The organism is Streptomyces sp. B15, from assembly GCF_018070605.1.
In the GTDB taxonomy this organism is placed as follows: Bacteria; Actinomycetota; Actinomycetes; order Streptomycetales; family Streptomycetaceae; genus Streptomyces; species Streptomyces smyrnaeus.
This window is the reverse complement of record NZ_JAGPXJ010000066.1, coordinates 28,011-43,441: the sequence shown is the minus strand read 5'-3', so window position 1 is coordinate 43,441 and position 15,431 is coordinate 28,011. Positions and strand designations below refer to the sequence as shown.

Annotated in this window: 11 protein-coding genes; 5 read left to right on the top strand and 6 right to left on the bottom strand. The window is 70.7% G+C overall.

Annotated elements, in window-relative coordinates:
• Window positions 1-346: 346 nt before the first annotated feature.
• Entirely contained in the window at window positions 347-2,239 is a 1,893-nt protein-coding gene (gene recQ, locus KBY19_RS25590) for a DNA helicase RecQ (protein ID WP_099883422.1), read from the top strand.
• Between the two features lie 128 nt (window positions 2,240-2,367).
• On the opposite strand, the gene fahA is transcribed toward recQ, so the two are convergent.
• Window positions 2,368-3,573, bottom strand: a complete 1,206-nt coding sequence (gene fahA, locus KBY19_RS25585) for a fumarylacetoacetase (RefSeq protein WP_099883423.1) — start codon at window positions 3,571-3,573, stop codon at window positions 2,368-2,370.
• A gap of 437 nt (window positions 3,574-4,010) precedes the next feature.
• Here fahA and KBY19_RS25580 point away from each other — a divergent pair, with 437 nt between their 5' ends.
• The 4 genes from KBY19_RS25580 (at window position 4,011) to KBY19_RS25565 (ending at window position 8,696) form a co-directional block, all read left to right on the top strand.
• Window positions 4,011-5,024, top strand: coding sequence for a polyprenyl synthetase family protein (locus KBY19_RS25580; protein ID WP_099883424.1), 1,014 nt, complete (start codon window positions 4,011-4,013; stop codon window positions 5,022-5,024).
• A 430-nt stretch (window positions 5,025-5,454) separates the two neighbouring features.
• Window positions 5,455-6,714: a DUF2092 domain-containing protein gene (locus tag KBY19_RS25575; RefSeq protein WP_185017849.1), complete on the top strand. Its 1,260-nt coding sequence runs from the start codon at window positions 5,455-5,457 to the stop codon at window positions 6,712-6,714.
• Window positions 6,715-6,760: 46 nt separating this feature from the next.
• Entirely contained in the window at window positions 6,761-7,723 is a 963-nt protein-coding gene (locus tag KBY19_RS25570) for an ABC transporter ATP-binding protein (protein ID WP_099883426.1), read from the top strand.
• Window positions 7,710-8,696: an ABC transporter permease gene (locus KBY19_RS25565; RefSeq protein WP_185017850.1), complete on the top strand. Its 987-nt coding sequence runs from the start codon at window positions 7,710-7,712 to the stop codon at window positions 8,694-8,696. The genes KBY19_RS25570 and KBY19_RS25565 overlap by 14 nt, the downstream gene beginning before the upstream one ends.
• Before the next feature lie 24 nt (window positions 8,697-8,720).
• Here the strand turns inward: KBY19_RS25565 and rarD are convergent, their stop codons facing one another.
• The 5 genes from rarD to KBY19_RS25540 all read right to left on the bottom strand — a co-directional run bounded on the left by rarD (window position 8,721) and on the right by KBY19_RS25540 (window position 15,390).
• Window positions 8,721-9,755: an EamA family transporter RarD gene (rarD, locus tag KBY19_RS25560; RefSeq protein ID WP_210966792.1), complete on the bottom strand. Its 1,035-nt coding sequence runs from the start codon at window positions 9,753-9,755 to the stop codon at window positions 8,721-8,723.
• Window positions 9,756-10,006: 251 nt separating this feature from the next.
• Window positions 10,007-11,023, bottom strand: coding sequence for a 2-oxoacid:ferredoxin oxidoreductase subunit beta (locus tag KBY19_RS25555; RefSeq protein ID WP_247691417.1), 1,017 nt, complete (start codon window positions 11,021-11,023; stop codon window positions 10,007-10,009).
• 112 nt (window positions 11,024-11,135) lie between these two features.
• On the bottom strand, window positions 11,136-13,061 hold the full coding sequence (locus KBY19_RS25550) for a 2-oxoacid:acceptor oxidoreductase subunit alpha (protein WP_099883429.1): 1,926 nt from the start codon (window positions 13,059-13,061) through the stop codon (window positions 11,136-11,138).
• Between the two features lie 209 nt (window positions 13,062-13,270).
• Window positions 13,271-13,930 carry a response regulator transcription factor gene (locus KBY19_RS25545; RefSeq protein ID WP_185019476.1) on the bottom strand — a complete coding sequence of 220 codons (660 nt, stop codon included), beginning with the start codon at window positions 13,928-13,930 and terminating at the stop codon, window positions 13,271-13,273.
• A 158-nt stretch (window positions 13,931-14,088) separates the two neighbouring features.
• Complete coding sequence (locus KBY19_RS25540; protein WP_247691412.1) at window positions 14,089-15,390, bottom strand: sensor histidine kinase; 1,302 nt, start codon at window positions 15,388-15,390, stop codon at window positions 14,089-14,091.
• Between the last annotated feature and the right edge of the window lie 41 nt (window positions 15,391-15,431).

The following is a 15,431-nucleotide window of genomic DNA, read 5'->3' as shown; positions in this document are numbered from 1 at the left end:
TGTCGGGGTGGGGTGGGCGGGCTTGTGCTGCTCCGCCTTCGTGTCCTTGTGTCCGTCGTCCTTGCCGTCGTCGCTGCTGCCGCAGCCGCTCACCAGGAGCGCGATCGCCGCCGCCGCGGCGACCGCGCCCGGAATCCGCGCTGACGTGCGCACGTACATCCCTCTCCGTCACTCTCTCGGCCCCGCTGCATCGATCGGCAGGGCCACGTCAAGCTAGCAGGGAAAGGGGCGACATACAGGATGTATAGGGGTGAAGCGGGCGCAAGTTGGCGCTGAGTGCGAAGTGAGGCGGGGCCGTCCACAGGTCCGGCCACCGATGTCGGCGGCGCCGCCTAAGGTGGCGGGCATGCTTCAGGAGAGTGCCGAGGGGTCAGGCGGGGCGTCCGAGACGGCGACGCTGCGCGTACTGCGCAGGGTCTTCGGTTACGACGCGTTCCGCGGGCAGCAGGAAGCCGCCATCGAACATGTCACAAGCGGCGGAGACGCGGTCGTACTGATGCCGACCGGCGGCGGCAAGTCCCTCTGCTACCAGATCCCGGCACTGGTCAGACCGGGTACGGGCGTCGTGATCTCCCCCCTCATCGCCCTGATGCAGGACCAGGTGGACGCGCTGCGGGCGCTGGGCGTACGCGCCGGGTTCATCAACTCCACGCTCGACTTCGACCAGCGCCGGGTGGTGGAGGCCGAGTTCCTGGCGGGTGAGCTCGACCTGCTCTACCTCGCCCCCGAGCGGCTCCGGCTGGAGGCGACGACGGCACTCCTGGAGCGCGGCAAGGTGTCGGTCTTCGCCATCGACGAGGCGCACTGTGTCGCTCAATGGGGTCACGACTTCCGGCCCGACTATCTGAACCTGTCGATGCTCGGTGAGCGCTGGCCCGACGTGCCGCGCATCGCGCTGACGGCCACCGCCACCCGCGCCACCCACCAGGAGATCGTCCAGCGGCTCGGGCTGGAGGGGGCGCGGGACTTCGTCGCCAGCTTCGACCGGCCCAACATCCAGTACCGCATCGTGCCCAAGCGCGACCCGAAGAAGCAGCTGCTGCGCTTCCTCAAGGAGGAGCACCAGGGCGACGCGGGCATCGTCTACTGCCTGTCGCGGAACGCGGTCGAGCGCACCGCCGAGTTCCTGTGCGCCCAGGGCATCGAGGCGGTGCCGTACCACGCGGGCCTGGACGCGGGCACGCGTGCCGCACACCAGTCGCGCTTCCTGCGCGAGGAGGGCCTGGTCGTGGTGGCCACCATCGCCTTCGGCATGGGCATCGACAAGCCCGACGTGCGCTTCGTCGCCCACCTGGACCTGCCCAAGTCCGTCGAGGGCTACTACCAGGAGACCGGCCGCGCCGGGCGCGACGGCCTGCCGTCGACCGCCTGGCTCGCCTACGGCCTCCAGGACGTCGTCCAGCAACGCAAGCTGATCGAGAGCGGCGAGGGCGACCCGGCCTTCCAGCGCCGGGCCCGGATGCATCTGGACGCGATGCTCTCGCTGTGCGAGACGGTGCGCTGCCGGCGCGGGCAGCTGCTCGCCTACTTCGGCCAGGAGCCGCAGGAGGGCGCCGCCGAGACCTCGTGCGGCAACTGCGACACCTGTGTGACCCCGCCCGAGTCCTGGGACGGCACGGTGCCCGCGCAGAAGGTGCTCTCCACCGTCGTACGGCTCAAGCGGGAGCGCGGCCAGAAGTTCGGCTCCGGCCAGCTCGTGGACATCCTGCTGGGCCGCAAGACCGCCAAGGTCATCCAGTTCGACCACGACGCGCTGTCGGTCTTCGGGATCGGCACCGAACTGGGCGAGGCAGAATGGCGCAGCGTCATCCGCCAGTTGATCGCCCAGGGACTGCTGGAGATCGAGGGCGAGCACGGCACCCTGGTCCTCACCGAGACGAGCGGCACGGTGCTGCGCGGCGAGCGTGAGGTGCCGCTGCGCAAGGACCCGGCACCGGTGAAGGCGCCCCGCCCGGCCGCCGCCGCGGGCTCCGGCGCACGGGGCGGCGGCGGGAAGGGCGCCGCTCCGGTGGACCTCCCCGAGGAGGCCCGGCCGCTCTTCGAGGCCCTGCGGGCCTGGCGTACCGAGCAGGCGCGGGAGCAGGGCGTTCCGCCGTACATCGTCTTCCACGACGCCACGCTCCGCGAGATCGCGCTCCAGCGGCCTGGCACCCTGGCGGAGCTGGGCACCATCCCGGGCGTCGGCGAGAAGAAGCTCTCCAATTACGGGGAGGGGGTGCTGGCCGCTCTCGCGGAGTGAGCCGTGCCCCGCCAGGGGCGCGGAAACCCCGCGACCAGCCACCACCGGGCCGCACCCTGCTGACGACGGCCAGGGGCACCCCTTCCCGGCACCGAGGGGAGGGGGCACCCGGAAGGCGGCGCCCTCGCCTACGCGCTCGGCTCCACCCGCCCCCGCACCTCGCCCAACCCGATCCGGCCCCCGCCAGGGCCCGGCGCCCAGGCGGTGAGGACGACCTCGTCGCCGTCTTCGAGGAAAGCCCGCTCGCCCTCGGGGAGGGCGAGCGGTTCGCGTCCGCCCCAGGTCAGCTCCAGCAGCGAGCCGCGCTGCTTGTGCTCCGGCCCGCTCACGGTGCCGGACGCGTACAGGTCACCCGTACGCAGCGAAGCACCGTTCACCGTCATATGCGCCAGCTGCTGCGCCGCCGTCCAGTACATCGTGGCGAACGGCGGCTCCGCGATGACGTGCCCGTTCAGCTCCACCGTGATCCGCAGGTCGAACCCGCCCGGCTCGATCCCCTCCGCCGAGTCGTCCAGATAGGGCAGCAGCGGGAAGTCCCGCTCCGGGGGTGGCACCCGGGCGGCGTCCAGGGCGTCCAGCGGGGTGATCCACGGGGAGACGGAGGTGGCGAACGACTTGCCCAGGAAGGGGCCGAGCGGCACGTACTCCCACGCCTGGAGATCCCGTGCCGACCAGTCGTTCAGCAGCGTCACCCCGAACACATGGTCGCGGAACCCGGCCAGCCCGACCGGGCTGCCCAGCTCGCTCGGGGCGCCGACGACGAAGCCGACCTCCGCCTCGATGTCCAGCCGCCGCGAGGGGCCGAAGACGGGCACCGACTCGTTCGGGGGCTTGCGCTGGCCCTGCGGGCGTACCACCGGGGTACCGGAGACGACGACGGTGCCCGCGCGCCCGTGGTAACCGATCGGCAGATGCTTCCAGTTGGGGGTGAGCGCGTCCCCGTCGGGGCGGAAGATCCGGCCGACGTTGGTGGCGTGGTGTTCGCTGGCGTAGAAGTCGACGTAGTCGGCGACCTCGAAGGGGAGGTGGAGCCGCAGGTCGGACAGTGGCAGCAGATGGCGCGCCGTGGTCGCGCGGTGCGTGTCGTCGGTCAGCCAGTCGCGCAGCTCGCTGCGCACCTCCTGCCAGACCGGCCGGCCGGCGGCCAGCAGGGGACTGAGCGAGGGCGCTCGCAGTACGTCGGCGTGGGGGGAGCCGAACGCGGTGGCGGCCGCGCCCAGGTCGAGCACGTCGTCGCCGAACCGGACACCGAGCCGGCGGTGGCCGGGCTGGTCCGGGGTGCTGAAGAGGCCGTACGGAAGGTTGTCCGGGCCGAAAAGGGCACTGTCACTCATGAGGGTCAGGTTAAGTGCCGGGCCCCTGCCCTGGCCCTACCTCTTTCCACGAAAGATCGGCCTTCGCCGACCGAGAATTCACGGCGAGCGGTTCCGTTCGGAGCGCGGGGTCCGGACGAAGGCTTCCGCGCAGAACGCGCCCAGTGCGTGACTTGCCCCCTATCCGGTATATACCGGCATGGCACGCCAAGAGTGTTCTGCTGGGCGGGCGCCGACCGTGATCGTTATGTGACCGGTTACGCTGCCACAGGAGGGTGCACTCGACAGACGGGTGACATCCGGTCGAGAAGTCGCGAAGAGAAGCTCAAAGGACGCCAACAGCCGCAACCGAGACGCCGAGCAGACAGAGCCACACCGCAGGACCCGGCGCCGCCGATCGGCGCCTCACCACCCCCCGCTACCCGTTCGTTCCACGTACGCAGACAGGAGTACCCCTCGTGACCGTCGTCGGGCCCTTCGGGCTGAGCGTGCGGGACCAGGCTCTGGAAGCCGATGTCCTGGCCGGGTTGGCGGCCGTCGAGGAGGGCCTCATCGAGGCCACCAAGAGCGACGTGCCCTTCATAACGGAGGCGGCGCAGCACCTCGTACGGGCCGGTGGCAAACGGTTTCGGCCACTGCTGGTGATGCTGGGCGCCCAGTTCGGCGATCCGCACGCGCCTGGAGTCGTCCCGGCTGCCGTGGTCGTCGAGCTGACCCACCTCGCCACCCTCTACCACGACGATGTCATGGACGAGGCCGATGTGCGGCGCGGAGTGCCCAGCGCCAACGCCAACTGGGACAACTCGGTTGCCGTCCTGACCGGCGACTTCCTCTTCTCCCGCGCCTCGCACATACTGGCCGACCTCGGGCCGGAAGCCGTCCGCATCCAGGCCCAGGCGTTCGAACGGCTCGTCACCGGCCAGATCATGGAGACCGCGGGCCCCGCCGACGGCCACGACGCCATCGACCACTATCTGGAAGTGATCGGGGGCAAGACCGGCTCGCTGATCGCCGTCGCCGGCCGCTTCGGCGCCATGATGTCCGGCGCCGACGAGCGGACCGTCTCGGTGCTCACCCAGTACGGCGAGCGCGTCGGTGTCGCCTTCCAGCTCGCCGACGACGTCCTCGACATCGCCAGCGACGAACACGAGTCCGGCAAGACTCCCGGCACCGATCTGCGGGAGGGCATCGCCACCCTGCCGGTGCTCTACCTGCGCGCCCGTGCGGCGAGCCCGGACGCCACCCGCGAGGACCGCGAACTGTGCGCCCTGCTCGACGGTGACCTCGCCGACGACGGACGGCTCGCCGAAGCGCTGTCCGCGCTGCGCGCCCACCCCGCCCTGGAGCAGGCCCGCCGCGCGACCGTCCGGTACGCCGACGAGGCCCGCGAGATGCTGGCGCCGCTGCCCGACAACGCGGCCAAGGCCGCACTGTCCGGGCTGTGCACGGCCGTGGTGGACCGGGCGGGCTGACGAGCGCGACCGCCGTCCGGCCGCCGGGCCGCCGTCCTACCGCGGGGCCCACGTCCTGCCGCGGGGTCCACGTCCTGTCTCCGCGTGCTTCTCGCGCCTCCGTGTGCTCCTCGCACTCCCCGCGCTCGTCGCCTTTCTGCCGCGCCGCCTCGGACCGGATCGTGGGCGCGGGGCGAACTTCGGCGGGCCCGCCGGGAGATGGCTGGAAGGACGCGCCCCTCATGCCGATCCGCGCCGTACCAACCCGGAGGCGGAGGGACAGTCATCCCGGGGGAGTAGCGCAATGTGCCTCCGTCGGCTGACGCGCCATAGCGGGGGATTTGATGCCATGGAAGCACCCACCCCACACCGATTCGGGTGAGAATGGCGGCAAGGGGTGGACGAGTGCGACCTTTGAAGCCGCCGCCGATCACGGAGGTAGGACAGACAGATGGCACAGATCCAACCGAGGAACCCTCGGCGCAAGGCGGTCCGGTACGGCGTACCGGTCGCTGTCGCCGGGGTCGCCGCCGCGACCGTCGGCCTGGTGCCCGCGCTCGCCAGCTCCGGCGATCCTGACCTGCCGAAGGTCACGGCCGAGGAGCTGGTCGCCAAGGTGGCCAAGTCCGATGTCGACCACATGTCCGGCACGGTCAAGGTGAGCACCGATCTCGGCCTGCCCTCCCTCCCGGGAGGCGGTGGCAGCGGTGGTGGGAGCGGCGGTTTCGGAGGCGGACCGCACGGCTCCGCCGGCTCCGAGGGCCAGGACGGCGACAAGGAGCAGCCGGACGCCTCTCCGGGCAAGAAGCTTGCCGAGCTGGCCTCCGGGGAGCACACCCTCCGCTTCGCCGCCGACGGTCCCGACAAACAGCGCCTCTCGGTGATGGAGGACGCGGCCGAGTACAGCCTTGTCCACAACGGGCGCGACCTGTGGGCGTACGACAGCGGCAGCAACACGGCCTGGCACGCCAAGGCTCCCGAGGGGGCCAAGGGCTCGCACGGCAAGTCGGCCGAGCGGTGGCACGGCAAGCCGGACGCTGTCACCCCGCAGGAGGCGGCGAAGCAGGCGCTCAAGGACGTCGACAAGTCCACGTCCGTGACGGTCGACGGCACCGCGAAGGTCGCCGGCCGCGACGCCTACCAGCTGGTCGTCAAGCCCAAGGGTGCTCCGGACTCCACCGTCGAGTCGGTCCGCATAGCGGTGGACGCGGACAAGGGTCTGCCGTTGCGGTTCACCCTCACCCCGAAGGAGGGGGACAAGCCGGCGATCGATGTCGCCTACACCAAGGTGGACTTCGGCAAGCCGGACGCGAGCAGCTTCGACTTCACCCCGCCCAAGGACACCAAGGTCACCGAGGCCGAGCCGAAGCACGGCACCGGCGGCAAACAGGGTCCGAAGGGGCCGGCCGGGCTCTCCGGATCGGGGCTGGAGGTCGTCAACAAGTCCGCGAGCGACTGGGGCAAGGTGGCCAGGCTCGACACCGGCATGCCCGGCGGACTCGGCGGCCAGAACCCGGGCGGTGGCGACGAGCGCTCCATGAAGCTGCTGGACAGCTTCACCGACGAGGTCAAGGGTGACTTCGGCACCGGGCGGGTCTTCAGCACCCGTCTGGTCAACGCTCTGATGACCGACGACGGCAAGGTCTACGTCGGTGCCGTCACCAAGGACGGCCTGGTCAAGGCAGCCAACCAGGACCAGGCAGCCAAGTAGCACCGCACCCGGCAGGGCAGTACGGAAAGGACGGCGAAGGGGGCATATGACCGAGCAGACCGCCGTGGCGGAGGACGACAGCGCGGTGATCTCGACCCACGGGCTCACCAAGCGTTACCGCGGCGGTCAGCTCGCCGTCGACGCTCTCGATCTGTCCGTCCCACGGGGCAGTGTTTTCGGCTTCCTGGGGCCCAACGGCTCGGGGAAGACCACCACCATCCGGATGTTGCTCGGCCTCATCGAGCCCACCGGCGGCACCGCCCAGCTGCTGGGCGAGCCGATGCCCGGCTCGGTGCGGCGGGTGCTGCCCAGGGTGGGCGCGCTCATCGAGGGGCCCGCGCTCTACGGCTTCCTCTCCGGTCGGGAGAACCTGCTGCGCTACGACGCGGCCGACCCCACAGCCGACCCGCGCACCCGCGCGGCCCGGGTGGACCGGGCGCTGGAACGCGTGGGGCTCTCGGCGGCCGGGGGCAAGAAGGCGCGCGCCTACTCGCTGGGCATGAAGCAGCGCCTGGGGCTGGCCGCCGCGCTGCTCCAGCCGCGCGAGCTGCTCGTCCTGGACGAGCCGACCAACGGACTCGACCCCCAGGGCATGCGGGAGATCCGCTCACTGGTGCGGGAGTTGGCCGGTGACGGCATCACGGTGTTCCTCTCCTCCCATCTGCTGGACGAGATCGAACAGGTGTGCACTCATACGGCCGTCATGCACCGCGGCCGACTCATCACCCAGGGAACCGTCGCCGAGATGTCGGCGGGCGCCCGGGGCAGGCTGGCCGTGACCACCCCCGACCCGGGCGAGGCCGCCCGGGTGTTGAAGGAGAACGGCGTGGCCGACCTGATCACCGACGGGGAGGAGCTGAGCGGCGATCCGCCCCCCGGCGACCTCGCCGAGCTCAACACCGCCCTCGTCCGGGCCGGCGTCCGGGTCCGCTCCTTCGGTGTGCGGCGCGCTTCGCTGGAGGACGTGTTCGTCTCACTCACCGGGGAGGGCTTCGATGTCGCGGGCTGACTCACCGGCCGAGCCGCAGACGGAATCGCGGGCCGACTCACCGGTTGGGCCGCAGACGGAATCCCGGGCCGACTCACGGGTCGGGCCGCAGACGGAATCGCGGGCCGAATCGCCGGACGCGCCGCGTACCGCAGGACCGCTGTGGACGCTGGGGCTGTTCCGCAGCGAACTGGTCGTCACCTTCCGGCGCTGGCGCACCCTGGCGCTGCTCGCCGTGCTGGCCGCCGTCCCGATCGTGGTGGGCATCGCCGTGCGGGTCGAGACCAGCGACGGCGGGTCGATCGGCGACGGCGGGGGAGAGGGCCCGGCCTTCATCTCCCAGATCACCAACAACGGTCTGTTCCTGGTCTTCACCTCACTGGCCGCCACCCTCCCGTTCTTCCTGCCGATGGCGATCGGTGTGGTGGCGGGGGACGCGGTGGCCGGAGAGGCAGCCGCGGGCACCCTGCGCTATCTGCTGGTCGCCCCGGCCGGCCGTACCCGGCTGCTGCTGGCGAAGCTCACCACGGTGCTGGCCTTCTGCCTGGCGGCGACCATGACGGTGGCCGTCTCCGCGCTGGTGACCGGAGCACTGCTCTTTCCCACCGGCGAGGTCACGCTGCTGTCCGGCACCACGGTCTCCTTCGGCCACGGACTGCTGCGGGCTGTGGCCATCGCCGTGGTCGTCGCCCTCAGCCTGCTCGGCCTGGCGGCGCTGGGCCTCTTCGTGTCGACCCTCACCAACAGCGGTATCGCCGCCATGGCCGCCACGGTGGGGCTGCTGATCACGGTGCAGATCCTCAACGCCATCCCGCAGCTGGACGCGTTCCACCCCTTCCTGTTCCCCAACTACTGGCTGAGCTTCGCCGACCTGCTGCGGGACCCCGTCTACTGGGACGACATCCTGAAGAACCTCGGCCTGCAGGCCCTCTACGCAGGTGTCTTCGGCTCAGCGGCATGGGCCCGCTTCACCAACCGGGACGTGACGGCGTAGGGCCGTTGAGGGCGCGGGATGCCCTCAGCGGTCGGTCGCCCCTGTCACCGGTGAGTCGGTCGCCCCTGCCACGGGTGAGTCGGTCTCTACTGTCACGGGTGGCTGGGCGACCGCGGCGGCGGCACTGGCGGTCTCCTCGCGGGCCCGCCGCGCCGCAGCCCGCAACTCCGCGCGCCCCCGGCGGGCGGTGCGGAGCGCGTCCCAGGTCAGAATCGTGAGCGCCACCCACACCAGCGCGAACCCGGCCCACCGCTCGGGCGGCATCTCCTCGTGGAAGACGGTCAGGCCCAGGACGAACATGAAGGCCGGGGCCAGATACTGCAGCAGCCCGATGGTGGAGAGCGGCAGCCGTACCGCGGCGCTGCCGAAGAAGATCAGCGGCAACGCGGTCGCCACCCCGGCGCAGGCCAGCAGCAGCGCGTTGCCGAGGCCGTCGGAGGCGAAGGAGGAGTCGCCGCGCGAGCCGAGGTAGATCAGGAAGCCGAGCGCGGGCAGGAACTGCACCGCGGTCTCCGCGCTGAAGCCTTCCACGCCGTCCAGCTTGACGTGCTTCTTGATCAGCCCGTACGTCGCGAAGCTGAATGCCAGGCAGAGGGAGAGCCAGGGCAGCTTGCCGTAGGCGACGGTCATCACCACGACGGCGGTGGCACCGATGGCGACGGCGGTCCACTGGGCGATGCGCAGCCGCTCGCGCAGCAGCAGGACGCCGAAGGCTATGGAGACCAGCGGGTTGATGAAGTAGCCGAGGGAGGATTCGAGCACCCGGTCGGCGCTGACGGCCCAGATGAACAGGCCCCAGTTGAGGGAGATCACCGCCGAGGCCAGCACCACCAGGCCCAGCTTCTTCGGCTCGCGCACCAGCGCGGTCACCCAGGACCAGCGGCGCAGCAGCACCACGATCAGCAGCGCTGTCGGCAGCGACCAGACCATGCGGTGGGCGAGCACCTCTCCGGCGCCGATGTCGGCGAGGGCGTGCCAGTACAGGGGCAGCAGCCCCCACATCCCGTACGCCGCGAAGCCGAACAGCAGCCCCGTGCGCTGTGAACTCGGTGTCTGCATGACCCTCCCTGCCTTCTGTCCCGGATCCGGTGTGCCGGCCCCTTGAAGGTAACGGGACGCATCCCCTGTTGTCATTCCCGTTCCGCGTTATGGTCCTGTCGCCGGTCGAGCGGTGCCAGGGCCCGACACCACGCAAAGGCCCGGCACCCAGAGGGTGCCGGGCCTTGACCTCACGGCAGCGGGCCGCCGCACGGCATCGGGCGTCCGCAGAGGCCACATTGTCGGAGACCGGGCGTCCGCGGGGAGTGCCGTCAGCCGACGACCGTCCAGGTGTCGTTGCCGTGCAGCAGCGCGGACAGGTCGCCCTTGCCGTTCTGCTCGACCGCGCGTTCGAGCTGGTCGGCCATCTCCGTGTCGTAGACCGGACGCCGAACATCGCGCAGCACACCGATGGGCGTGTGGTGCAGGGTGTCCGGGTCGGCGAGCCGGGAGAGGGCGAACGCGGTGGTCGGCGAGGCGGCATGGGCATCGTGCACCAGCACCTCGGCCGTCCCCTCGTCGCGGACGTCCACGATGCGCAGATCGCCGGTCGCGCGGTCACGGACGACGCCCTGGGAGCCGAGACCGTCCTCGGCAGGAGCACCGAAGCGGATCGGCTCACCGTGCTCCAGTCGGATGACGGCCTCCTGCGCCTGCTCCTTGTCTTTGAGGACCTCGAAGGCGCCGTCGTTGAAGATGTTGCAGTTCTGGTAGATCTCCACCAGCGCCGAGCCCGGGTGGTCGGAGGCGGCGCGCAGCACGCTGGTGAGGTGCTTGCGGTCCGAGTCGACCGTACGGGCGACGAACGACGCCTCGGCACCCAGCGCCAGCGACACCGGGTTGAACGGCGTGTCCAACGACCCCATGGGTGTGGACTTGGTGATCTTCCCGGCCTCCGAGGTGGGGCTGTACTGGCCCTTGGTCAGCCCGTAGATCCGGTTGTTGAACAGCAGGATCTTGAGGTTCACATTGCGCCGCAGCGCATGGATCAGATGGTTGCCGCCGATGGAGAGCGCGTCCCCGTCACCGGTCACCACCCACACGCTCAGATCGCGCCGCGAGGCTGCCAGGCCGGTGGCGATGGCCGGGGCGCGCCCGTGGATGGAGTGCATCCCGTAGGTGTTCATGTAGTACGGGAAGCGGGAGGAGCAGCCGATACCGGAGACGAAGACGATGTTCTCCTTCGCCACGCCCAGCTCCGGCATGAAGCCCTGGACGGCCGCGAGCACGGCGTAGTCACCGCAGCCGGGGCACCAGCGCACCTCCTGGTCGGACTTGAAGTCCTTCATCGTCTGCTTGGCCACCGCCTTGGGCACCAGGGGCAGTGCCTCGGACGTGGGAGCTGCGGGGGAGCCGTTGTGCTGGGCCCGGGCGGTCTCCGGAGCGAGACCGGGGGACGTCTCAGCCATGTGCGATGGCCTCCTTGAGTGCGGTCGCGAGCTGCTCGGCCTTGAAAGGCAGGCCGCGGACCTGCGTATACGACTGTGCGTCGACCAGGTATCGGGCGCGGATCAGGGTCGCGAGCTGGCCGAGGTTCATCTCGGGAATGACGACCTTGTCGTAACGCCGCAGGACCTCACCGAGATTCCGCGGGAACGGGTTGAGGTGTCGCAGATGCGCCTGCGCGATCTCGCCCCCGGCGTTGCGGATACGGCGCACGGCGGCCGTGATGGGCCCGTACGTCGATCCCCAGCCCAGTACCAGCAGCTCGGCGTTTCCACCGGGATCGCTGACCTCCACGTCCGGCACCTCGACGCCGTCCACCTTCGCCTGGCGGGTACGGACCATGAAGTCGTGGTTGGCCGGGTCGTAGGAGATGTTGCCGGTGCCGTCCTGCTTCTCGATGCCGCCCACGCGGTGTTCGAGCCCCGGGGTGCCCGGCACCGCCCAGGGGCGGGCCAGGGTGTGCGGGTCGCGCTTGTACGGCCAGAAGACCTCGGTGCCGTCGTCCAGCTCGTGGTTGGGCCCCGAAGCGAACTGCGTCCGCAGATCGGGCAGCTCGTCCACCTCGGGGATCCGCCACGGCTCGGAGCCGTTGGCCAGATATCCGTCCGACAAGAGGAACACCGGCGTCCGGTACGTGAGAGCGATACGTGCCGCGTCCAGCGCCGCCGTGAAGCAGTCCGCCGGGGTGGCCGGCGCCACGATCGGCACCGGCGCCTCACCGTTGCGCCCGTACATCGCCTGCAGCAGATCGGCCTGCTCGGTCTTGGTCGGCAGACCGGTGGAGGGGCCGCCCCGCTGGATGTCGATGATCAGCAGCGGCAGCTCCAGGGAGACGGCCAGGCCGATGGTCTCCGACTTGAGCGCCACACCGGGCCCCGAGGTGGTGGTGACCGCCAGCGAGCCGCCGAAGGCCGCGCCGAGCGCCGCACCGATACCCGCGATCTCGTCCTCCGCCTGGAAGGAGCGAACTCCGAAGTTCTTGTGCTTGCTCAGCTCGTGCAGCACATCGGAGGCCGGGGTGATCGGGTAGGAGCCGAGGAACAGCGGCAGATCCGCCTGCTGAGACGCGGCGACCAGTCCGTAGGACAGCGCGAGGTTGCCGGAGATGTTCCGGTACGTCCCCGGCGGGAAGGCGCTGGAGGCCGGCGCGACCTCGTAGGAGACCGCGAAGTCCTCCGTCGTCTCGCCGAAGTTCCACCCGGCGCGGAACGCCGCGATGTTCGCCTCGGCCACCGTCGGCTTCTTCGCGAACTTGGACCGCAGGAACGCCTCGGTCTGCTCGGTCGGCCTGTTGTACATCCACGACAGCAGGCCCAGCGCGAACATGTTCTTCGACCGACCGGCCTCCTTGCGGCCCAGGTCGTACTCCTTGAGCGCCTCGACCGTCAGGGTCGTCAGCGGCACGGGATGCACGCTGTAGCCGTCCAGCGAGCCGTCCTCCAGCGGGCTGGCGTCGTAGCCCACCTTCGCCATCGCCCGCTTGTTGAACTCGTCCGTGTTCACGATGATCTCGGCGCCACGCGGCACGTCCGCGATGTTCGCCTTCAGCGCCGCCGGATTCATCGCGACCAGTACGTTGGGCGCGTCACCCGGGGTGAGGATGTCGTGATCGGCGAAGTGCAGCTGGAAGCTGGAGACGCCCGGCAGGGTGCCGGCGGGGGCGCGGATCTCCGCCGGGAAGTTCGGCAGCGTCGACAGATCGTTGCCGAACGAAGCCGTCTCGGATGTGAAGCGGTCCCCGGTGAGCTGCATACCGTCGCCGGAGTCTCCCGCGAACCGGATGATGACCCGGTCCAGGCGCCGGACCTCCTTGTCCCGTCCGCTGTCCTGGCCCCCTCCGGGGCCGGACTGCCCGGCTGGGCTACTGACCTGACTGGTCACGGTGGATCGGACCTCCCTCAAGGCGGCGGCTCGCTTGCCATCGTACGTTGCTAAGGGTTGCCTTCCCCTGGCTGTTCCCATCGTGGACAGATTTCTGAGACATCTGTGCCCGCTGCCCTCGCCACGGTGCACACCGTGTCTTCCACGTCTTCCACGTTCCGCCCCTGTGCTGGAGGGCTCCTCGAAGGAGCTCGGGCCCTCGGGCCTGCTCAGGAGTCCAGATATCTGAGCACCGCGAGCACCCTGCGGTGATTCGCGTCACTCTGGGACAGCCCCAGCTTCACGAAGATGCTGCTGACGTGCTTCTCCACCGCCCCGGGGCTGATCACCAGCCGGCCGGCGATCGCGGAGTTCGTCCGTCCCTCCGCCATCAGTGCCAGCACCTCCCGCTCCCGCGGGGTGAGCCCTGCCAGCACATCCTGCTTCCGGCTGCGCCCCAGCAGCTGGGCCACCACCTCCGGATCCAGCGCCGTACCGCCCGCCGCCACCCGGGCCACCGCCTCCACGAACTCCCGCACATCGGCCACCCGGTCCTTGAGCAGATACCCCACCCCTCGGCTCGACCCGGCCAGCAGCTCCGTGGCGTACTGCTCCTCCACGTACTGCGACAGCACCAGCACCCCCACCGCCGGGTGCTCCGCCCGCAGCCGCACTGCGGCCCGTACCCCCTCGTCGGTGTGCGTCGGCGGCATCCGCACATCCGCCACCACCACATCCGGGGCCTCGCCCCGGGCGACCAGCTCGCCCACCGCCTTCACCAGCGCCTCGCCGTCCCCGACCCCGGCGGCCACCTCGTACCCCCGGTCCGTCAGCAGCCGGGTCAGCCCCTCGCGCAGCAGAACGGAGTCCTCCGCGATCACCACCCGCACTCCGGCCCCCGCCGACGCCCCACGTCCGCCCTGCGGCCCGCGCGCCTCACGCGCCTCGGACCCCTCGGGGCCCCCGCGTGCACCGTCTGTCACATGCTCCCCCACGTGCTCCCCCACCTGCGCCGCCCTTCGTCCGGGCTGTCAGCATCCCAGAACGGTCACCGCCAGGGCAGTTCCGCCGTCACCGTCGTCGGCCCGCCCACCGGGGAGCGAAGGGCCAGCAGCCCGTCCACTGCCTGCAGCCGGTCGGCGAGTCCGGCGAGACCGGAGCCGTCCTCGACCCGGGCACCCCCCTTGCCGTCGTCCGTCACCTGAATGAGCAGCCGCTGCTCACTGCGCCATATCTCGACCCACCCACGCCGCGCCCCGCTGTGCTTGCTGATGTTCTGCAGCAGCTCGGAGGCGGTGAAGTAGGCGATGCCCTCGATCGCGGCGACCGGACGCTGCTCCAGCTCCACCGTGACCGAGACCGGCACCGTGCAGCGGGCGGCCAGCGCGGAGAGCGCCGGACCCAGGCCCCGGTCCGTCAGTATCGCCGGGTGGATGCCCCGGGCCAGGTCCCGCAGCTCCTGAAGGACGAGCTTCACCTCGCCGTGCGCCCCGTCGATCACCGCAGCGACGGCCTGGGGGTCCGGTTCCGGATCGTCCAGCAGCTTCTCCTTCGCCAACCCCAGCTCCATGGCCAGCGAGACCAGGCGCGCCTGTGCACCGTCGTGCAGGTTGCGTTCGATCCGGCGCAGATCGGCTGCCGCCGTGTCCACGACCACCCCGCGGTCCGTCTCCAGCTGAGACACCCGAACCGCCAGCCGGGACGGCCCCAGCAACCCACTGACCAGCAGCTTGTCCACCTGTACCAACCCTCGTATCAGCCATGGGGTCAGCAGGATGATCACCAGGCCGAGCGCCGAGACGAGTGTCAGGGTGAACCCCGGCTCCAGCACCACGCCGTCCTGCGAGGCGGAGACGGAGGTCAGCCCGTCGCTGCCGGCCTGCAGCGGGGGGAGGTGCACATACTCGCCGGGGGATATCCACTCCCACACGGGGAGCGTGAACATCAGCCAGCCGGCACACCAGGTCGCCACCCCTATGCCGCCGCCGAAGACCGCCCAGGGCAGAAACAGCAGCGCGTAGAGCAGATGCCGCCAGGAGACCCCACTGCGCAGCAGTGCCCCCATCCACGACATCAGGCTGTCCGAGCGCCGCTGCGTCCGCACCGGCTCCGGCTCCCCCACCCGCAGACCCAGCAGCACCCGCGCCCTGCCCCGCTCCAGGTGCCCCAGCACCCGACACCCGGCCAGCCCGGCTGCCAGTATCGGAAGCCCCAGTGAGGTGATCAGCAGCGCCGTGCCGAACATCAGCGCCCCGAACGCGTAGCAGAAGGCGACGGCTGCCAGCGGCAACCCCGTGACGACGTACGCCAGCTCGCACATCGACTGCCGGGTCAGCGGAGCCCGCAGCATCACGAGCCACCATGGGCGCCGCGCAGCGGAAACCGGAGGGG